The following is a 19,428-nucleotide window of genomic DNA, read 5'->3' on the forward strand; positions in this document are numbered from 1 at the left end:
GAGGCCCGCATATGCAAACATGGATTACGGATTTTATGGAGCAGTTCGGATACTTCGGCATCTTTCTGATGCTGGCGCTGGAGAATGTTTTTCCGCCCATTCCCTCAGAGGTCATTCTCCCCTTCGGCGGATTCATGACCACTACGACTGACATGACGATTCCCGGAGTGCTGATCGCTTCAACCGCCGGTTCACTGCTGGGTGCAGTGATTCTGTACTGGATCGGACGGATGCTGGATGTGGACAGACTGGAGCGGATCGTAGACCGCTGGGGCGGCCTGCTGCGGATCAGCGGGAAGGATATCCGCAAGGCGGACGCCTGGTTTGACAAATACGGCTACTGGACCGTGCTTTTCTGCCGGATGATTCCGCTCGTACGCAGTCTGATCTCCATTCCCGCAGGGATGTCCGGGATGAAATTCGGCGTGTTCATGCTGTTTACAACGATCGGAACATTAGGCTGGAATGTGCTGCTGGTGCTGCTGGGGGCCGCGCTTGGAGAGTCGTGGGAGGATATTGCCGGTATTATCGGCACCTATTCCAGTGTAGTATATGCCATCATTGCTGCAGGACTTTTGTTGCTCGGATTCCTGTATTACCGTAAAAGACTGAATGCCGGCAAGGTCCGGGGATAATTTTTCAACAAACAAAGGAGGATAACCATGGAGCTGCTGACCATTGTCAAAGCAATCATACTGGGAATTGTAGAAGGACTGACTGAATTTGCTCCGGTATCCTCAACCGGTCATATGATCATCGTGGATGATATGTGGCTTAAGTCGCAGGAATTTCTGGGAAAATATACGGCGAACACGTTCAAGGTTGTTATTCAGCTGGGCTCCATCCTTGCTGTAGTGATCATTTTCCGTAACCGGTTCATCGATCTGCTCGGGCTGAAGAAATTCAGCCGCAAGGAACTGGCGGTGGTGCCAGAGGGGCAGCCGCAGGCGCCTGCTGAAGGCCGTCTGAAGTTAGCCCAGGTAATCGTAGGTCTGATTCCCGCCGGAATCTTCGGTTTTCTGTTCGAGGATTACATTGATGAGCATTTATTTTCCACTTCTACAGTATTGATCGGACTGGTCGTTGGGGCCATATTTATGATCTGCGCCGACCGGTTTGCACCCAAAACCATCAAAACAGAGAGTGTTGACCAGATTACATATAGGCAGGCGCTATCGGTCGGACTGATCCAGTGTGTCTCCCTGTGGCCGGGGTTCTCACGGTCCGGCTCGACGATTTCCGGCGGCGTGCTGCTGGGGATGAGCCACCGCGCGGCTGCCGATTTCACCTTCATTATGGCTGTGCCGATTATGGCCGGAGCGAGCCTGATTTCGCTGCTGAAGAATTGGCAGTACTTCACGCTGGATGCCCTGCCGTTCTTCATCGCCGGCTTTATCAGCGCCTTCCTGTTCGCGCTGTTGTCCATGCGTTTCTTCCTGAAGCTGATTAACAGAATCAAGCTGCTGCCCTTCGCCATCTACCGGATTATTCTCGCCGGTGTGGTCTATCTGGTCTGGTTCTGAGTCCGTCAGCACGGTTGCCACAGCCGCACCTCCTTCAATGGAGAGTGCGGCTTTACTATGTTCGGGGTCCCGGCAAAGCACATGAGTGATCCTCGAAGCTATAGCCCCGCTTTGTGGGGGAATTTGCTTTTGTTATAAGGAATCTGTATAGCCAAACTCCCCGGAATCTGTTGCGGACCGCAGAAAATGTGAAGTAAGATGGCAGCAGATTAAGGATGCAGCACCTAACTTAACCCAAGAGGAGCGGACATAAATGAGCAAAGGAATTAAGACAAGCAGCCTCGGCTATCCGAGAATCGGCAAGAACCGCGAATGGAAAAAGACATTGGAGGCTTACTGGGCCGGGAAAATAGATGAGCAGAATTTCCGCTCACAGATGGAAGAAATTCAGCTCCAGCATTTGCAGACCCAGCAGCAGGCGGGCATAGAGCTGATTCCGGTGGGCGACTTCACCTTCTATGATCATGTGCTGGATACTGCTGCAATGTTCGGCATCGTGCCGCCGCGTTATGGCTATGAAGGCGGAGATATTCCGCTCGACCTGTACTTTGCCATGGCCCGCGGCAATGCAGGGGCTACAGCCTGCGAGATGACCAAATGGTTCAATACGAACTATCATTACATCGTGCCTGAGATTGGCAGCCTGACACCTGTCCTGACAGAGAATAAGCCGCTTGCTGCCTACCGGTTCGCCAAAGAACGGGCGGGTATAGAAGGCAAGCCTGTTATAGTGGGGCTCTATACCTTCCTCAAGCTGTCCAAGGGATTCCCGGCTGCCGAAGTAGCCGTAGTTGCTGCCCGCTTCCTGCCGGTATACGTGCAGCTGCTGCAGGAGCTGCAGCAGGAAGGCGTGGCCTGGGTACAGATCGATGAGCCGGCAATTGTAACGGGCTTAACGGCAGATGACATCGTATTGCTTAAGACTATCTACGGGGAGATCGCCGCTTCAGTACCGGGCCTTAATGTTATTGTGCAGACCTATTTCGAAGCTGCCGAGCCGCTGGAGGCCTTGCTGGAATTGCCAGTGCAAGGCCTGGGCCTGGATTTCGTCCATGACGGAGGCAAGAACCTGGAGTCCATTGCCCGCCTGGGCTGGCCGCAGGATAAGACTCTGGCAGCCGGAATTATCGACGGACGCAATATCTGGCGTTCAGATATAGATGCCAAGCTGGAGCTGGTTGCTGAACTGCAGAAATATGTGCCACAAGAGCAGCTGATTCTTCAGCCCGCCTCGAGCCTGCTGCATGTGCCGGTTACAGTCGAAGGGGAAGACAAACTGAAATCAGCGGTCAAGAATGCATTAGCCTTCGCCAATGAGAAGCTTAATGAGCTGGTTCTTATTGCGGCAGCTGCAGGCGGGGGGATTGAACGTTATGCAGCGGAGCTGGCCGCAAACCGTGAGGTGCTTGCTGTATTCCGCGCCCTTCCGGAACGCGGGCGTGAGGATGTAGCTGAGCAGGTACGCTCGTTGGAGAAGCTGCCGGACAACCGCAGTCTTCCATTTGCAGAGCGGGTGAAGGTTCAGCAGGAGAAGTGGCGTCTGCCGCTGCTGCCGACAACCACCATCGGCAGCTTCCCGCAGACGGCTGAGGTCCGCCAGGCCCGGCTGAAGTGGCGCAAGGGGGTATGGACCCAGGAGCGTTATGACGGGTTCATCAAGCGTCAAATCGCTGAGGCCATCTCCCTTCAGGAGGAGCTAGGGCTGGATGTGCTGGTACATGGTGAGTTCGAGCGGACGGATATGGTCGAATTCTTCGGAGAGAAGCTGGCCGGTTATCTCTTCACCGGGGGCGGCTGGGTTCAATCGTATGGCTCACGCTGCGTGAAGCCGCCCGTTATCTATGCCGATGTTGCTTTTATCCAGCCAATGACGGTCAAAGAAAGCCTGTATGCCCAGTCGCTGACGAAGCTCCCGGTCAAGGGGATGCTGACAGGTCCGGTGACGATCTTGAACTGGTCCTTTGTCCGTGATGATCTCAGCAGGGAAGCGGTAGCAGGTCAAATTGCTCTTGCGCTGCGCCATGAGGTGACAGCACTGGAGGAGGCGGGTATTGAGATGATCCAGGTCGATGAACCGGCCATCCGCGAAGGCTTGCCGCTGAAGGCGAGAGATCACGAGCATTACCTGAACTGGGCTGTGAAATCGTTCCGGATCGCGACGAATCATGTCAAGGATACGACTCAGGTGCATACGCATATGTGCTACAGCGAATTCAACGACATGATCGGTTCGATCTCGGCAATGGATGCCGATGTCATCTCGATTGAGACCTCCCGCAGCCACGGGGAGCTGATCGTCAGCTTCGAGGAGCAGGAATATGACAAGGGCATCGGACTCGGAGTGTATGATATCCACAGTCCGCGGGTTCCAGTTGTAGAGGAGATGACTTCAGCTATCGAGCGGGCGCTCCGCGCTCTGGATGTGCAGCAGTTCTGGATTAATCCGGACTGCGGATTGAAGACTCGCGGATGGGAAGAGACCACAGCCGCACTGCGTAATATGGTGAAGGCGGCGGTCCTTGTACGGGAGAAGAGCGGGGCAGTCAGCCGGTAAACTTTTCTGCTAATCTGTGGTAGCTGCCTGACATAAATAAATCACTATATCCAGGGTAATCCACTCTGGTTATAGTGATTTATTTTCATTTTTTTTGCAAGAAACACTTGATAATAATTATCATTCTTGATAAAATGAAAAAAGAAAAGAAGGAACCGTGGAGGGTCCCTTCGATATTCTTCAGACCTTATTTGCTTTCAAAGGTTTTGCAATCTGTTTCTTCAGAATGAGTAGGTTCTTTGGAGCTGTGGTAAGCAACGAAGATGGACTCAGCGTTGCATTTGTTTTCTTCAGCCCAGTAAGTACAGGAGTTAACTGCACACAATACGTCTTTTGCCATGAGGGTTCACCTCCTCTTATAGTAGTTGGCATCATAAATCAGTTAGCAATTGAATAGATCTGTCCGGCAAGGTGGAGCTTGTCCGAACAGCACCTTACCCTTATTCCTTGAGAATGGAGGGTATTTGGTGTTTTTTGTCTTTTACAGACACTATAATTGTAACAAATAAAGAGCTATTACGCAAACGGGATCATTCAGCTGCTGAGTGGTCCTGTTTGGCATTTTTACCGATATGGGAAAAAACACAAAAAAAGGCTGCTATCCTCCTAATTGTCTGCAACCTTCCAGCTTTTGGAACGTCAAAGGGTATAAGCGCGGAAGAGATCTATAGATATAACGGCCTTTCGCCATTACACTTTTGGAGGAATGAACATGCGAAAATGGGGTCTGCATTCTTTGTTGTGTTTAATTGTGTTGGCAGTGGTTCTGGCAGGTTGCGGGGCAGGCAATAACAATGCCAATTCGGCGGCAGATACAGCGGATAATGCGATGACCGCTGAGTCCGCGGCGGCAGTGGAAGACGGCTCAGCTGCCAGTGTGCCGGCAGCGAAGGAAATGACCGAAAATTTCAACTCCACCACCGCGGTGGCTGTGAATGATCAGAATACGGTGCAAGGCGGCGGCGCGAATCCTGCGGTCCCTAATCCGGGGGCAGAGCAGGCGGCAGACGCTTCAGCCGGGTTCACGGGAACCGATGTGGTGGCAGGGCTGAACAAAAAGCTGATCTATAAGGCTAACCTCAACATGGAGGTAGCCGATTACGGGGCGGCACAGACCGAAGTACGGAATATGATTACACTGGCAGGCGGTTACATTATTGAATTTTCAGAGAATATGTCTGAATATGAACAGGGCGGAACCTTCATCCTCAAGGTACCGGCGTCGGGCTTCTCTTCTTTTCTGAACAATCTGGAGAAGGTCAAACATGAGAAGCTGCAGAGAAGTATTCAGGGGCAGGATGTCTCGGAAGAGTACGTGGATCTGGAGTCACGCCTCAAGGCTAAGCAGATGATGGAGACGCAATATATCGATTTCATGAAAAAAGCGACCAAACCGGCAGATCTCGTGCAGTTTGCCAACCAGCTGGGTGCAATCCAGGAGCAAATCGAACAGATCAAGGGCAGAATGCGTTATATTGACCAGAACGTATCCTTCTCGACCGTGGAGCTTCGCCTTTACCAGACAGAGGAGAGCATCGCCGTCACGCAAGTGAAAAAACAAGGACCGCTGGGTGAACGCGCTTCGGAGGCGCTGCAGGGCAGCATGAAGGCATTATCTGTAATGTTCCAGTGGCTTGTAGTTGTGCTGGCGGCTGCACTTCCGGTGCTGATCGTGGCTGCAGTGGTTGTGGCGGTTGTGATCTGGTTCCGCAGAATCTTTAAGCGTCGGGAGCGGGAGCACTTCGAACAGATACGCCAGGGCAACCGTGAACAGAACCGGGAACTGCTGGACCGTGACGTTGAGGCGCCTATCGCACCAGCTGAAATAGAGAGTGATACTGAGAAAGATAATAAATAAGCAGCTGAATGGTCAGGTTCAGAGTTTGAAGTGATTAAGGGGGAAGCGGAGTGGGCTTTACTTACCGCACAGATATTCCGGACATGGATGAGTATTACAGCTTATATCATTCCACCGGCTGGAATGCAGATAGGCTCTGGACGAAGGAACATATGCACATGGCGCTGAAGAATAGCTGGCATATTCTCACGGTGTATGAGGATGACCTCCTGGTGGCTACCGGCCGGATCGTTTCCGATGGTGTAATCCAGTGTTATGTGTGCGATATGATTGTGCTTCCGGCTTATCAGAAGCAGGGGCTGGGACGCGCAGTTATGGATCAGCTGATCAGTCATTGCCGCAGCCGGGGAATCCGCTGGATTCAGTTGTCATCCGCCCAGGGGAAATCGGGCTTCTACAGTCAGTTCGGATTTCTGGAACGGCCTGCCGGGGCACCGGGGATGAGTTTGTTTTTATAAGGGCTATAACACTCATGTAAAAAGCCTCCAAACCTGTTATTACCGGTCTGGAGGCTTTCTGCTGTAGCGATGACTTATGGATGGTTGAGGCGGCCGTTATCGACCTGCGTCAAGCATGCTGGAAAAGAACGCGGTACTCGCCGTAGCCTTCCTTCTCCAAATCTTCTTTGGGAACAAAACGTAAAGCCGCCGAATTGATGCAATAGCGCAGCCCATTTGCCCCGGGACCATCATTAAAGACATGGCCGAGATGGGAATCGGCTGTTTTGCTGCGCACTTCGGTGCGAATCATCAGATGGCTGAGGTCAGTTTTCTCCTTGACTGCATAATCGCGGATCGGACGCATGAAGCTCGGCCAGCCGCAGTCGGAATCAAATTTATCCTGTGAACTGAACAGGGGCTCGCCGGAAACAATATCCACATAGATTCCATCCCCGTGATGATCCCAGAATTCGTTGCGGAAGGGGGATTCGGTAGCGCTGTTCTGCGTAACTTCATACTGCAGCGGAGTCAGGCGCTCCTTCAGGCTTTTTTTGTCCTCCTTGTGAGTCCAGTGGGCTTCGATAAAAGCTTCCCGCCCGGAGCCCTTGCGGTAACGCTTGTAATGGCCGGGATTCTTGTGGTGATATCCCTGGTGGTATTCTTCGGCCGGATAGAAAGGCTTGGCCGGAAGAATCGGAGTCACAATAGGAGCAGAGAAACGTCCGCTGGCTTGCAGTGCTGCCTTAGATGCCTCAGCCTGCTGACGCTGTTCTTCCGAATGGGTGAAAATCGCTGTTCCGTAAGAGGTGCCGCGGTCATGGAATTGCCCTCCGGCATCGGTAGGGTCAATCTGCTGCCAGAACAGCTCAAGCAGCTTGGTATATGGGAAAATATCCGGATTAAACGTAATCTGCACAGCTTCGACATGTCCGGTCGTTTCTGAGCAGACTTCCTCGTAAGTCGGATTAACAGTATGACCGCCTGTATAGCCGGAGATTACCTCGACAATACCGGGAAGTTCTTCAAACGGGGATACCATGCACCAGAAGCATCCTCCGGCGAACGTAGCTTTTTCCGTCTTGATGTTTATAGAATCAGATTGAACTTCACTCATTAATATCCCTCCATCTATAGAATGCAATTAAATAGATCACAATTTAATTATAAATCAAATAGCTGCGCTCTGCCAGCTTGACGGGTCCCGCTCAGATTTTAGCGGACCGCGGCCGCATGGAGAATCCGGCAGCTGCAAGCACGGCGATGTAGAGAATCACGGCAATGGCAGCATTGCGCGGATGCTGGAACATTTGGCCGCCGAGGAAGGCGTACAGGGTGATCCCCGGGATTTTACCTAGGCCGGTTGCTGCAAGATAACTCCAGAAGGGCAGTCCGGCAGCACCGGCGTAGATATTCACGGCCATTTGCGGAATCACAGGCGCCAGCCGGGCGAGGACTACAGAGGCAAACGGACGCCGCTGCACGGCCCCGGTGAATTTATCCAGCGCTGAAATTGAGTTCAGATAAGTCATGGATTTGCTCTGGAACATATATTTAACCAGACCATACACGATTGCTGCAGCCAATGTGGTTGCGGTCCAGCATATTAACGCTCCCGCCAGGCTTCCATAGGCGTATCCGAACAGACCGATGATCAGCTTGTAGGGGATTACCGGAAACAAGGCCAGAACAGTGGCTGCAAGCATGGACAGAAGCAGGTTATGGTCCTCTTTGAGCCAGGCCAGAATCTCATACCTGTAGATAAACGCGAGGATTATGCACGAAACATACAGAATTACCGTCAGCCATTTTCTCATTTTACTATGCCCTTTCTTCACTCCATACATTTCATCATACTGAAAAAAAAGTGATTATTGAAGCAAAGATCATTGTCGCCGCCGCTTGTCACGGTATAATACACCTATAAGGGATAGAAATCCCCAATATTTAAGGGAGATACCTCAATGAATATACCTGTACGCAAAAGAGTGGCATTAATCGGCATCGGCGATATTGCCCGTAAAGTCTATTTGCCGCTGCTCTCCCGTCATGATCAGGCGGAAATTGTAGGGGTACTCAGCCATTCCTCTGCGACGGTGCAGCGGGCAGTTCAAACCTATCGTCTTCAGAAAGGGACAACTGACCTGAATGAGCTGTTATCCTGGGACATAGATGCTGTATTCGTGCATAGTCCAACACCTACACATTATGAACTTGTAATCCGTTGCCTGGAGCATGGGGTCTCCGTATATGTGGACAAGCCGCTGTCTTATGATCTGGAAGAATCCCGGCGGATGGCCGAGCTCGCAGAGAACAAGGGACTGCTGCTGGGGGTTGGCTTCAACCGCCGCTATGCTCCGATGTATATGGCGGCCAAGTCCTGGCTGCTGAAAGCCGGAGGCATTAGCCAATGCAGCGCAATCAAGCACCGGACGAAGCTGCAGCAGGGTACAAGCCATGAGACTATTCATGATGATCTGATCCATATGCTGGATCTGCTGCTATGGCTGTGCGGCGGCGATTATGAATTGCTTCACAGCAGCCTGAAGACAGATACAGAAGACAGATTGCTGCAGTCATTGGGGCAGCTGGACTGGAAGAGCGGAGCAACCGGAATATACAGTATGGTGCGCGATGCCGGTGCTGATCTGGAGAAGCTGGAGCTGCACGGAAATGGCAGATCAGTCGAAGTGACGGATATGGAACGGGCGACATTATATGAGCAGGGTTCCCTGCCGCGCACGCAGAATTTCGGCAGCTGGGACACTATACTGGAGCGCAGAGGCTTCAGCGGAGCCGTCAGCCATTACCTGAGTAATATCGCGACCCCGGAGCAATGCGGCATTTCCGCTTCAGCCGTATTGCCGAGCCATGAGCTGGCAGCGAAGCTCAGCCGTTGAATTTTCAGATTAGCAGCAGAGAGGAGAACAACATGGAAGATCAGGATTACGGCAAGTCAATGGAAGAGAGAATTATCGAAAGCTACAAACGGGATGAGGAAATGATGATTCTTGTTTTTGCCCAGTGGTGCGTGAATAACAAGCTGGACCCGCACGCACTGTATTTACAGGCATATCCGCAGCAGGAGGGCAATCAGGCGCTGAGCAATGCGCTGGCACTGACTGTATCCGAGGAAGAGGCCGGTTTTATCTCCGATGACACCGTACTTGGTGTACTGTCGCTGTATAGCAATGATGACCTCGCTTACGTGGTAACTGAAGCGATTCATCAGCGGGAGCAGAAAGCAGACACAAGGGATTGACAACGAAGATATAATAGTTATGGTTAATGAACTTTTTTTTGGTAAACGATGTTCATTACAGAATAAATGTGGTAAAATTATATATACTAACTAATAGTAAGCTTCACAAGTGAGAGGTGAAAAACAATGGAAGAACATCAACTGACGATGTGCCCGAGATTCGAGACGGCCTTTTCTTTTTTAGGCAAACGTTGGAATGGACTTATTATTCAGACATTGATGAGCGGCCCTAAGCGGTTCAAGGATATTTCCGGACTGATTCCGACTATGAGCGACAAGATGCTGTCCGAGCGTATGAAGGATCTGGAATGTGAAGGCATTCTGGTACGTCATGTATATCCGGAAACCCCGGTGCGCATTGAGTATGAATTAACCACCAAAGGCCGGGCACTTGAGCCGGTTATGCAGCAAATTCAGTTCTGGGCCGAGAGCTGGGTTGAGTAGTTACGTTTCATATTCCTAATGACAGCCCCTTACCGGTCTCCGGTTTAAGGGGTTTTTGCTTCGGTTCTGCTAAATAAAACTTGCACTGTGTCCAAACCTGTGTAATATAATAGAACAAACTAAAGTTACGGATGTGTGGAAGCGTTGACAAAACTGGGAAAAGCCTAAGGAGAATGTGGATAAGCCGAAGTTAAGGCAAGTAAACTAAGACGATGCTTTCGAGGCAAGTTTTGAACGATGCTGATTCAGGGGTGTTTAGGCTCACAAAACCAAAAGTATGCTTTCGATGCAAGTTTTGCCGTAGTGGACTCTTATGAAGTAACGCTCACAAAACTTTTAGGAGGCGAGGATCATGACCATCACCTTGTTTTCCCGCGAAATAGCCTATGGAAAAAAGGATGTCGCTGAACTGGAGACTGCGTCAATTAGAGTGCAGCTTATTTATGACAAGGTGTTGTATATGCTTCATAGCCATCTTCCCGCTTCATTATGGGATGCCTGGATTGGCGTGCCTTATGAAATCATATCCTCTCTATACAAAGGGGACAATGATAGCGGCAGTGTGTTTCAGAAGTGGATTCAAAGCCCCTCCGGCTGGAAATGCATCGGTTGTGAACGGCATTGTCTGGAGCCTGTGACAGCTGCGGATAGCGATACCTCCTGCCCGCCGCGCCGCTTCACCTTTCATAACGGCATTAGTCAGAGTATGGTGCTGCAGGCGGTAATCTGGTCGATGTATGAGAATACGCTGCTGCTCCAGCCTTACTTAGGTGAAGAAGCTTTTCTTAGCGAAGATGATTTGGAGCTTATTTCTGTATATTTCGTACCTACCTATATGACACAGACCCCGTTAATGGAAATGAATAAACAAGCCAAAGAATATAAGGATAAGAATATCAGAGTTTATCAGGAATGGATCTCTGCCCCGGATCTGGTGCTGCAGTGGAATGGAGGTCTGACCGAAGGCAGGTGGATGACTGGAGTGTATGTGGATCATTCGCGGTTTGCCGGTCTTGGACCCTATTTGAAGGATGCGCAAGGCAAGCGGACATATATGCAGGCGACTGTTCAATAAATCATATTATGCCATACATTGAAGAGTTAAAAGGTGGCTTTGAGAATGATTTTAGAAGAAAAACAAGAAGGAAAGTGCTGCTGAATAATTTGTTGAGCTCCTTGATGCGGCAGCACTTTGGGAATGATTGAGTATAATTAGGAATCCGCCAGGTACTTTTTACGCCTCATCCCGGTTATTCCTTCTTCTGATCCAATAAACCAAACTTAAGATCACCACTCCAACTGCTGCAGATATGATCAGAATTGCGTTTCCGCTTGCACTACCGTCTGGTATTATCGGGGATGGACTCATGCGCGCGGCAATAATGATGCATACTGCAATCAGAATTGATAGAAGGATAACGGCTGCGCTTCTGCTATTAGCTGTCAGGCCCTCCCGTCCAGGTCCTATATAGGAACCGTTCCAGATCAGACGTACCAGATAGGAGCCGACACCAATCATAAAAATAACATAATTACTCAATGGATACTTGAGCCACTGTATTCCGTAATTATGCAGGCCCATATCCGCCAACAGCAGGAAGGCCAGTAACATAAATGACTGATTCCCCGCTTTGTTCCGCTTTAACAGTTGTCTTTCGTCCAGGTTAGCTTTGCTCATGTTCAGTTCCCTCCCAAAAAAGTTGATCCAGCGTCTTACCCAGTGTTAGGCAAATATCAATACATAACCTGATTGTGGGATTGTAGTCACCGTTCTCAATCGCAATAATCGTCTGTCTGGTGACTCCCACAGCATCCGCCAGCTGCTTCTGCGACATGTCTTTTGCCGCTCTTGAGGCCTTAAGCCTCAGATTTTTTCCCATTCCCTCACCTCATGTAGATTGTAATATATATTTAACATTATGTCTACTATATTATACATGGTGGATTTTTTTGTAATCATTCCGTTCAATAAAATTTTATATATCCAGTGCGTACAATCACTAGTCCGACTTCCTGCCGGTGTTAAGGTGTAAAGGTGATCAGCAACTAAAAACCTATACCCATAACATGAGGAGGGGCCACAATGGCGTCCAATCAATTAAACGATATAACAATTCAATCAGGTTTCACCTCTGAAGCAATGGTCAGAGACATCGTCCTGCAGTTCCCTAAGTCTGCGGATTATTTCAAGGCTAAGCGCATTGATTTCTGCTGTGGAGGCGCGAAGCCGCTGGCTGAAGCTGCTGCCGAGAAAGGGCTTGATCCGGAAGCGATGATTCAGGATCTGAACAAGCTGCAGGAAGAGCATCCGGTACTGGAAGAGGATACAGCCTGGAACGAGGCCTCCTCTGAAGAGCTGGTGAATTATATCGTGAACAAGCATCACCGCTACCTGCGTGAAGAGCTTCCGCTAATCAGCCAGAATGTAACCAAAGTCTTCCGCGTGCATGGCGAGGATTCTCCGCATCTGGGCGAGATGCACCGCCTGTTTAATCTTTTGCGCGAAGATCTGCTTCAGCATACGGCGAAGGAAGAAGAGAGCGAATTCCCTAAAATGCTCGCCTACACACAGAACCCGACTGAAGAAGGCCTATCGGAGCTGCGCGGCCTGCTGCATAATCTGGAAGCCGAGCACGATGGTGCCGGTGAGATCCTCCGCGAGCTCCGCCGGGTAACCAATGATTACACACCGCCTGCGCATGCCTGCACGACTTACCGCCTGACCTATGCACGCCTTGAGGAGCTGGAAGGTATGACCTTCGAGCATGTGCATCTGGAGAACAATAACCTGTTCCTGCGTTATCAATAAAATGTAGTACTACGGAAAGTCCCTCCGGGGACTTTTTTGTTATATAGAACGTAAGGTTCAGAACAGAAATAATTTGAGAACAGGTCTTCTATGCGGTATCCTTAAAGAGTCAGGGATATTACATAAGAAGGCGGTGCCGTGGAATGTCCACGAAATGGATGGGGCGCTTACTGCTGTGCCTTGTTTTTATAATTACAGCCAGCGGCTGCAGCTCGGTTCTGGGACCGGGGAACACCGGCGGCAGCGCCGGAAGCGGAAGCACAGGACTATCTTTTTCAATTCTGGTGGGTGAACGTGAAATGGCCGGAACCTCCGGCAGACTGCTTAACGAAGCTTATATAGAAGGTAATTCCATCATAGAACTGCTGAGAAAGAGCGGGATCGTTACTTTTGCTGCAGACGGCTATAGTATTCTTGAGGTCAATAGGGTTGCGCTTAGTCAGGATATGATGTGGGAAGTACAAGTGAACAGCAAGAAACTTACGGACTGGAACAGTACAATTGAGGCTGGAGCGGCTATTGTCTTCTCGGCGAAGCCGTCCGCAGCCGGAGCGTTATTTCAACCGGTTATCCTTACGGTGAACGGCGGGAGCGAACAGCCTGAGCTGACGCATTCGCATGTGCTGTCCTTTACGGAAGATTTGTCAGTGAAGGGACTTATGAAGAACAGCGGGATGATTAAGCTGGCAGAAAATAACAAGACAGTTCTCACCGTAATGGATTACACACCACTCAGCAGTGAGGAATGGAAACTGAAGGTTAATGACAAAGCGCTGCTGGGCAACGGTGTGGATATGAAGCTCAGACCGCAGGACAAGCTGGAGATATCACTGGTTCTGAAGTAATTACGATAACGGAATCCGTTTAGCGGATACAAGGATTTCTGTGCCGAGAGCGCGGAGGTCCTTTTTGTGTGTCTAATACTTTATGTGAAATGTTTCACATTTAATGTGACTGGAATCACAAATGCCGGGGAATTTTGGGCAGTATAATTTCACTATAAAGCAAGTTTGTGAAGGAATATGAGTTTTGAAGGAGGGTCCTACCAGTGACAGCGAACAGAGAAAAGTTAGTGCTGATTGGCAATGGCATGGCGGGTGTAGGCACTATTGAACAGATTTTAAAGCTGGGCGGCGCTTATGATATCACGATCTTCGGCAGTGAGCCGCATCCCAATTACAACCGGATTATGCTGTCCTATGTTCTCGAAGGCAGTAAAACCATTGAAGATATTATCCTGAATGACCGTCAGTGGTATGCGGATAACAATATTACCCTCCATACTGGAACGACTGTTACCCGGATTGATGAACAAACCCGGCAGGTGATTACAGATAACGGACAGGCGGTTCATTACGACAAGGTTATCATTGCTACGGGTTCTAATTCGTTCATATTACCTGTTCCGGGCAGTACAAAGGACGGGGTAGTCGGCTTCCGTGATATCGCAGATTGCGATGCCATGCTGGCCGCAGCGGAGCAGTACCGCACGGCAGCTGTTATCGGCGGCGGTCTGCTTGGTCTTGAAGCAGCCAAAGGCCTCGTGAATCTGGGGATGGACGTTACCGTTGTGCATCTGCTTGAGGATCTGATGGAACGGCAGCTGGACCGTACGGCATCTTCCATGCTGCAGGCGGAGCTTGCGCGTCAAGGTGTGAAATTCGCCATGGGCAAGCAGACGGTCGAATTGACTGGAGAAGAGCGGGTTACCGGGCTGCGCTTCAGTGACGGCAGTGAGTTGCCCGCAGAATTTGTGGTAATGGCAGTCGGAATTAAACCTAATGTTCAGCTTGCCAAGGATAGCGGCATCGAGGTTAACCGCGGGATTGTCGTCAATGACTATCTGCAGACCTCCATGGCTAACGTGTATTCTGTCGGTGAATGTACGGAGCACCGGGGGACCTGCTATGGTCTGGTAGCGCCGCTTTTCGAGCAGGGGATGGTACTGGCTAAGCATTTGTCTGGTGTGCAGACTCCGGGATACGAAGGTTCGGTTGTCGCGACGAAGCTCAAGATTTCCGGTGTTGATGTTTTCTCGGCCGGAGAGTTCACCGAAACAGCGGAGCATACCGTCATATCCGCCAAGGATGAGTGGAAGAGAACCTATAAGAAGATTTTGCTCAAAAACAATATTATTGTCGGTGCGGTTCTGTTCGGTGATGTAACGGAATCAGCGAGCCTGCAGAAGCTGGTGAAGCAGGGAACAGAAATGACCGATGAGATCTATGGAGAGGTCATGGGCACAGGCTGCTGCGGCGGAGGCGGAGCCAAGAAAGGTCTATCCGTTGAAGCAATGGCCGATGAAGAGATTGTCTGCGGCTGCAACGGGGTTACCAAAAAGGCGATTGTTGATGCCGTTACGGAGAATGGCTTCACTACAGTGGATGAAATCAAAGCCTGCACCGGAGCTACCCGTTCCTGCGGCGGCTGTAAGCCAGTTGTTGAGCAGATTCTGCAGTTCGTATTAGGGGACAGCTTCCAGCAAAGCGCCAAGCAGGGGATCTGCAGCTGCACCCCGCTTAGCCGGGATGAGATTGTAGCCGAAATTACGGCTAAAGGGCTCAAAACCACCAAAGAAGTTATGCATGTGCTGGACTGGAAGCAGCCGGAAGGCTGTTCTAAATGCCGTCCTGCTGTGAACTATTATCTGGGTATGATCTATCCGGACACCCATGAGGACGAGAAGGAATCGCGCTTCGTTAATGAACGGATGAGCGCTAATATTCAGAAGGATGGAACTTATACGGTTATTCCGCGGATGTACGGAGGGGTTACCACTCCCGAGGATTTGAAACGGATTGCCGATGTTTCCCTGAAATATGATGTGAAGGTTGTGAAGGTGACCGGCGGGCAACGTCTGGATCTGATCGGTATCAAAAAAGAGGATGTACCGAAGGTGTGGGAGGAGCTGGATATGCCGTCCGGCTATGGCTATGCGAAATCCCTGCGCACTGTGAAGACCTGTGTAGGTTCGCAGTTCTGCCGTTTTGGCACACAGGATTCCATGGGCATGGGCGCTATGCTTGAGCGCAAGTATGAGCGCCTGGATATGCCGGCCAAGTTCAAAATGGCGGTTAACGGCTGTCCGCGTAACTGTGCAGAATCCTGCACGAAGGATATCGGCATTGTCGGCAATGACGGCGGCTGGGAAGTATTTATCGGCGGAAACGGCGGCATTAAGCCACGGATCGCTGATGCCTTCTGCAAGGTAAGAACCGATGAAGAGCTGGTCGAGGTCTGCTCCGCCGTAATGCAGTATTACCGTGAAACCGGCAATTACCTGGAGAGAACTTCAGAATGGGTAGAACGTATGGGCCTTGAGCATATCCAGACCGTTATTCTGGGCAGTGATGACAACCGGAAAGAACTCGCTGCACGGATTGACTTCGCCCTGGCACAAGTCAGCGATCCATGGAAAAAGATGCTGGATGACAACGGTACCCGCACAGCACTGTTCGAACAGACACGGGTCTAGCCTGAGGGAGAGGGAGAGAAAATTATGGAACTCAGTAATCGTGAGTATGCAGTAGGAGCCGCAGACGATTTCATGCTGCAGATTGGCCGGGTAGTAAATGCAGGAGAGGTGGAGTTAGCTATATTCCGCACATCGGATGGCGCTTTCTATGCCGTGGAGAACCACAGTCCCCACCCGAAGGGCGGTCCGCTCGCTGAGGGGATTGTATCCGGCTATTATCTGTATGACCCGCTTCATGACTGGAAAATCGATCTGCGGACCGGAGAAGTTCAGGCTCCGGACCGCGGTCAGGCAGTAGTCCATCCGGTTGTTGTGGAGGACGGAGTCGTCAAGGTTAGTCTGCCTGCGGCAGTGGCAAGGCTATAAATTAAAAGAAGAGCAGGTGTAGATATGTTTACGCAGAGCGTAGAGAATATCGTTGAGACAGCCGTAGGCAAACGCGACAAGATGAATGAGAGCCTGCCCAAATATTTCTTGGCGGCACTCCTGGCAGGAGCTTATGTAGGTATTGGTATTATTCTGATCTTCTCGCTGGGGGCTCCGCTGGCAGCGATCAAGTCACCGTTCCAGCCGCTGATTATGGGCGCATCCTTCGGGATTGCCTTGACCCTGGTTGTATTCGCTGGCTCGGAGCTGTTCACAGGAAATAATATGTTCTTCACGGTAAGCACGCTTGCCGGGAGAACTACGGTCTGGGATACCGTGAAGAACTGGGTCCTGGTATTCCTCGGCAATGTAGCCGGTGCAGTGGTTCTTGCCCTGCTGATTCAGGGATCGGGTCTCTTTAAGGCGGCGCCTGCCGAGCATCTGATCTTCGCGGCAGCAGCCAAGAAGATGAGCCTGCCGTTCTCGGAGCTGTTCTTCCGCGGTATTCTCTGTAACTGGCTGGTCTGCCTGGCGCTGTGGATGTCCTCCCGCGCCAAGAGTGAAGCGGCGAAGCTGGTGCTGATCTGGTGGTGCCTGTTCGCCTTCATCGCAAGCGGCTACGAACACAGTGTAGCGAACATGACGCTGCTCAGCGTGGCAGTACTGTTGCCGAATCATCCCGAGACCGTGAGCATTGCCGGCTGGCTGCATAACATGATTCCGGTTACGCTAGGCAATATCATCGGCGGCGGTGTATTCGTCGGCATGGCATACTGGCTGATCTCACCTGTGCGTAGTCCCCGTAAAGTATCAACTGCCATGCAGACTAAGAAAATAAGTTAATTTAGAAGCCCCGCAGTTTAATTACTGCGGGGCTTTTTTGTCACTGAAAGGAGCATCTATCTGTGGTAAGCTGTTTAGGACTCGAATCAGGGAGTGGACAGTCATGAAGAGCTTTAACCATTTTGGCGTATATGGAATTTGCCAGCGTGACGGCAAGCTGCTGGTAATTCATAAGGGAAGAGGGCCATACACCGGAAGATACGATCTGCCTGGCGGTAGACTCGAAGAGAACGAATCACTGCTTGACGGCCTGGTCAGAGAATTCATGGAAGAGACCGGATTTGCAGTCAAGGCAGAACGAAACCTGGGCATATTCGATTTTTTTGTCCGTTATCAGGAGGAAGACTTCACGCATATGCATCATCTGGCAGCGTTGTACCAGGTTGAATTGGACGGGGAGCAGGAGCCAGCAGCTATTTCAGCCTTTGCAGAACAGGATTCGAGCGGAATGGAATGGGTGGAATTAGCCTGGATCACGCTGGATTCGGCTTCACCGGCAGCTGTACTGGCAGCGAAGTGGCTTAGCGGTGATGAGCTGACTATGGGGACGGAATACTATGATTCTTGGGAAATAAAGACCTTGTAGAATTGCTGGCAGCGCGGGAATCTCTTCAGCAGACAAGAAAAAAAGACGCCGGACAGGGCGCCTTCGACCACTCTATTAATTTATTGGGTCATATATGTTTCATTGAGGTGAATAGAGGGTATTATTATTAGGAATTAAATTCGGCAAATTTCATTAGGGCATAATTCACAGTGGCAGATGTCCTGAAGCATCGACAGATCCTTGATGACAATCATGCCGTTCTCATACTCTACAGCGTCTTTTTTACGCAGATCGCTCAGCATACGGTTAACACTTTCGCGGGTAGCGCCAATCATGTTGGACAGATCTGTATGCGTAATTTTTTTATTGATCAGAATGCTGTCGCCGGTCTTCTCTCCATAGGTGTTGCCTAGACGGATCAGCGTAGAGCAGAGTGCACCCGGTTTGCCGTACATCATCAGGTCGCGGAATTTCGTCTGCGTGAGACGGTGATGAATCCCCATCCATTTCATGAAGTCAATCGCGAAATCACAGTGCTGGCAGATCAGAATCTCTAGATCCTTCTGCTCGATGACGCCGACTTCACTTTCTTCAATTACTTCGGCAGTGAAGCTATGCTTCGTGCTGAAGAAGGGGTCTGCCTGACCAACCATGTCACCGGCCTGATACATATACAGGATTAGTTCCTTGCCTTCGTCAGTTGATTTGGTTAGTTTCACACGTCCACGTTTGATATAAAACAATTTATCCGAATAGTCGCCTTCCCAGAATAGGTGAGAGCCTTCAGGGACCATGCGCTCCTTCATTGTGACCAATAGCCGGTTAAAGTTCTGTTCGGAGAAACAGTTTGTATTGCCGCGGGCTTCGATAACATTATAATGTTCCTTTATCATAATCGACATCCCCTTTATTCCCTCAGTTTTTCAGTAAATTTTAAATTAATTATACATGTAAATTCCTCTTTATGGGTAAAAATTTTCGCGAAAAAGTGTCGAATTTTTTACATTGTGATAATTTTCACTTCATTTGTGTGAGATATGATATGTTTTCGCGCCAAAAGCGGGTCCATAACCTGTATTACAGGATATTATAGCAGCTGCCTCCTAATCTGGAAAGATCCTGGGAGCTTGCGGCTTTTTTTGTTTTTGCGGGAAAAAGCACTGAATTGTCTAAAATATTATACCCCACACTGCAGGATTTCCCCATTTCCGTAAAAATGCACATAACTCCGTTATAAGCAGACCTTGGTCCTGAAGGTGCTTAGAGATACTCTGGAACTGAACGTCCGTACCTCCGTGGACAACTGCGGG

At 50.3% G+C, this 19,428-nt stretch carries 21 protein-coding genes; 15 read left to right on the top strand and 6 right to left on the bottom strand.

The genetic code is table 11. The annotated features are described in order from the left end of the window. Nucleotides 1–11: 11 nt before the first annotated feature. The 3 genes from NSQ73_RS09030 (at nucleotide 12) to metE (ending at nucleotide 4,077) form a co-directional block, all read left to right on the top strand. Complete coding sequence (locus NSQ73_RS09030) at nucleotides 12–635, top strand: DedA family protein (protein WP_039295402.1); 624 nt, start codon at nucleotides 12–14, stop codon at nucleotides 633–635. Between the two features lie 27 nt (nucleotides 636–662). Beyond that, a complete protein-coding gene (locus tag NSQ73_RS09035) occupies nucleotides 663–1,523 on the top strand; it encodes an undecaprenyl-diphosphate phosphatase (protein WP_340986201.1) in 861 nt (286 codons plus the stop codon). A gap of 253 nt (nucleotides 1,524–1,776) precedes the next feature. Continuing rightward, nucleotides 1,777–4,077: a 5-methyltetrahydropteroyltriglutamate--homocysteine S-methyltransferase gene (metE, locus tag NSQ73_RS09040; RefSeq protein WP_340986202.1), complete on the top strand. Its 2,301-nt coding sequence runs from the start codon at nucleotides 1,777–1,779 to the stop codon at nucleotides 4,075–4,077. Nucleotides 4,078–4,264: 187 nt separating this feature from the next. On the opposite strand, the gene NSQ73_RS09045 is transcribed toward metE, so the two are convergent. After that, on the bottom strand, nucleotides 4,265–4,417 hold the full coding sequence (locus NSQ73_RS09045; RefSeq protein WP_076245672.1) for a DUF1540 domain-containing protein: 153 nt from the start codon (nucleotides 4,415–4,417) through the stop codon (nucleotides 4,265–4,267). A 372-nt stretch (nucleotides 4,418–4,789) separates the two neighbouring features. On the opposite strand from NSQ73_RS09045, the gene NSQ73_RS09050 reads away from it, so the two are divergent. Together NSQ73_RS09050 and NSQ73_RS09055 are read left to right on the top strand one after the other, a co-directional pair. Beyond that, entirely contained in the window at nucleotides 4,790–5,935 is a 1,146-nt protein-coding gene (locus NSQ73_RS09050) for a DUF4349 domain-containing protein (protein ID WP_340986203.1), read from the top strand. 50 nt (nucleotides 5,936–5,985) lie between these two features. Continuing rightward, nucleotides 5,986–6,393, top strand: coding sequence for a GNAT family N-acetyltransferase (locus NSQ73_RS09055; RefSeq protein WP_340986205.1), 408 nt, complete (start codon nucleotides 5,986–5,988; stop codon nucleotides 6,391–6,393). Between the two features lie 109 nt (nucleotides 6,394–6,502). Here the strand turns inward: NSQ73_RS09055 and msrA are convergent, their stop codons facing one another. Together msrA and NSQ73_RS09065 are read right to left on the bottom strand one after the other, a co-directional pair. Then, nucleotides 6,503–7,489: a peptide-methionine (S)-S-oxide reductase MsrA gene (msrA, locus tag NSQ73_RS09060; RefSeq protein WP_340986206.1), complete on the bottom strand. Its 987-nt coding sequence runs from the start codon at nucleotides 7,487–7,489 to the stop codon at nucleotides 6,503–6,505. A gap of 91 nt (nucleotides 7,490–7,580) precedes the next feature. Next, a complete protein-coding gene (locus tag NSQ73_RS09065) occupies nucleotides 7,581–8,189 on the bottom strand; it encodes a TVP38/TMEM64 family protein (RefSeq protein ID WP_340986207.1) in 609 nt (202 codons plus the stop codon). Nucleotides 8,190–8,336: 147 nt separating this feature from the next. Here NSQ73_RS09065 and NSQ73_RS09070 point away from each other — a divergent pair, with 147 nt between their 5' ends. The 4 genes from NSQ73_RS09070 to NSQ73_RS09085 all read left to right on the top strand — a co-directional run bounded on the left by NSQ73_RS09070 (nucleotide 8,337) and on the right by NSQ73_RS09085 (nucleotide 11,153). Next, complete coding sequence (locus NSQ73_RS09070) at nucleotides 8,337–9,272, top strand: Gfo/Idh/MocA family protein (RefSeq protein ID WP_340986208.1); 936 nt, start codon at nucleotides 8,337–8,339, stop codon at nucleotides 9,270–9,272. A gap of 32 nt (nucleotides 9,273–9,304) precedes the next feature. Then, nucleotides 9,305–9,634, top strand: coding sequence for a hypothetical protein (locus NSQ73_RS09075; RefSeq protein WP_042138776.1), 330 nt, complete (start codon nucleotides 9,305–9,307; stop codon nucleotides 9,632–9,634). 126 nt (nucleotides 9,635–9,760) lie between these two features. Then, complete coding sequence (locus tag NSQ73_RS09080; protein ID WP_340986209.1) at nucleotides 9,761–10,078, top strand: winged helix-turn-helix transcriptional regulator; 318 nt, start codon at nucleotides 9,761–9,763, stop codon at nucleotides 10,076–10,078. A 352-nt stretch (nucleotides 10,079–10,430) separates the two neighbouring features. Next, nucleotides 10,431–11,153, top strand: coding sequence for a hypothetical protein (locus NSQ73_RS09085; protein ID WP_340986210.1), 723 nt, complete (start codon nucleotides 10,431–10,433; stop codon nucleotides 11,151–11,153). A 159-nt stretch (nucleotides 11,154–11,312) separates the two neighbouring features. On the opposite strand, the gene NSQ73_RS09090 is transcribed toward NSQ73_RS09085, so the two are convergent. Continuing rightward, nucleotides 11,313–11,756 (bottom strand): hypothetical protein, encoded by a 444-nt coding sequence (locus NSQ73_RS09090; RefSeq protein WP_340986211.1) that lies wholly within the window; start codon nucleotides 11,754–11,756, stop codon nucleotides 11,313–11,315. Beyond that, complete coding sequence (locus tag NSQ73_RS09095; protein WP_042237945.1) at nucleotides 11,743–11,958, bottom strand: helix-turn-helix transcriptional regulator; 216 nt, start codon at nucleotides 11,956–11,958, stop codon at nucleotides 11,743–11,745. Before NSQ73_RS09095 ends, NSQ73_RS09090 begins: the two co-directional genes overlap by 14 nt. Nucleotides 11,959–12,191: 233 nt before the next feature. On the opposite strand from NSQ73_RS09095, the gene ric reads away from it, so the two are divergent. The 6 genes from ric to NSQ73_RS09125 all read left to right on the top strand — a co-directional run bounded on the left by ric (nucleotide 12,192) and on the right by NSQ73_RS09125 (nucleotide 18,157). Next, the gene (gene ric, locus NSQ73_RS09100; RefSeq protein ID WP_171716842.1) at nucleotides 12,192–12,887 is read left to right on the top strand and encodes an iron-sulfur cluster repair di-iron protein; all 696 of its coding nucleotides are present in this window, start codon (nucleotides 12,192–12,194) and stop codon (nucleotides 12,885–12,887) included. A 143-nt stretch (nucleotides 12,888–13,030) separates the two neighbouring features. Then, the gene (locus NSQ73_RS09105; protein ID WP_171716804.1) at nucleotides 13,031–13,732 is read left to right on the top strand and encodes a hypothetical protein; all 702 of its coding nucleotides are present in this window, start codon (nucleotides 13,031–13,033) and stop codon (nucleotides 13,730–13,732) included. Nucleotides 13,733–13,935: 203 nt separating this feature from the next. After that, nucleotides 13,936–16,362, top strand: coding sequence for a nitrite reductase large subunit NirB (gene nirB, locus NSQ73_RS09110; RefSeq protein WP_340986212.1), 2,427 nt, complete (start codon nucleotides 13,936–13,938; stop codon nucleotides 16,360–16,362). Nucleotides 16,363–16,386: 24 nt separating this feature from the next. Next, nucleotides 16,387–16,728, top strand: a complete 342-nt coding sequence (nirD, locus tag NSQ73_RS09115) for a nitrite reductase small subunit NirD (protein ID WP_042237941.1) — start codon at nucleotides 16,387–16,389, stop codon at nucleotides 16,726–16,728. A 24-nt stretch (nucleotides 16,729–16,752) separates the two neighbouring features. Next, nucleotides 16,753–17,571: a formate/nitrite transporter family protein gene (locus NSQ73_RS09120; RefSeq protein ID WP_039295420.1), complete on the top strand. Its 819-nt coding sequence runs from the start codon at nucleotides 16,753–16,755 to the stop codon at nucleotides 17,569–17,571. A 103-nt stretch (nucleotides 17,572–17,674) separates the two neighbouring features. Continuing rightward, on the top strand, nucleotides 17,675–18,157 hold the full coding sequence (locus NSQ73_RS09125) for an NUDIX hydrolase (RefSeq protein ID WP_340986213.1): 483 nt from the start codon (nucleotides 17,675–17,677) through the stop codon (nucleotides 18,155–18,157). 134 nt (nucleotides 18,158–18,291) lie between these two features. Here the strand turns inward: NSQ73_RS09125 and NSQ73_RS09130 are convergent, their stop codons facing one another. Further along, a complete protein-coding gene (locus NSQ73_RS09130) occupies nucleotides 18,292–19,011 on the bottom strand; it encodes a Crp/Fnr family transcriptional regulator (protein ID WP_216626496.1) in 720 nt (239 codons plus the stop codon). Nucleotides 19,012–19,428: the final 417 nt, after the last annotated feature.

This window comes from Paenibacillus sp. FSL R10-2736, from assembly GCF_038000245.1.
In the GTDB taxonomy this organism is placed as follows: domain Bacteria; phylum Bacillota; class Bacilli; order Paenibacillales; family Paenibacillaceae; genus Paenibacillus_AQ; species Paenibacillus_AQ phytohabitans.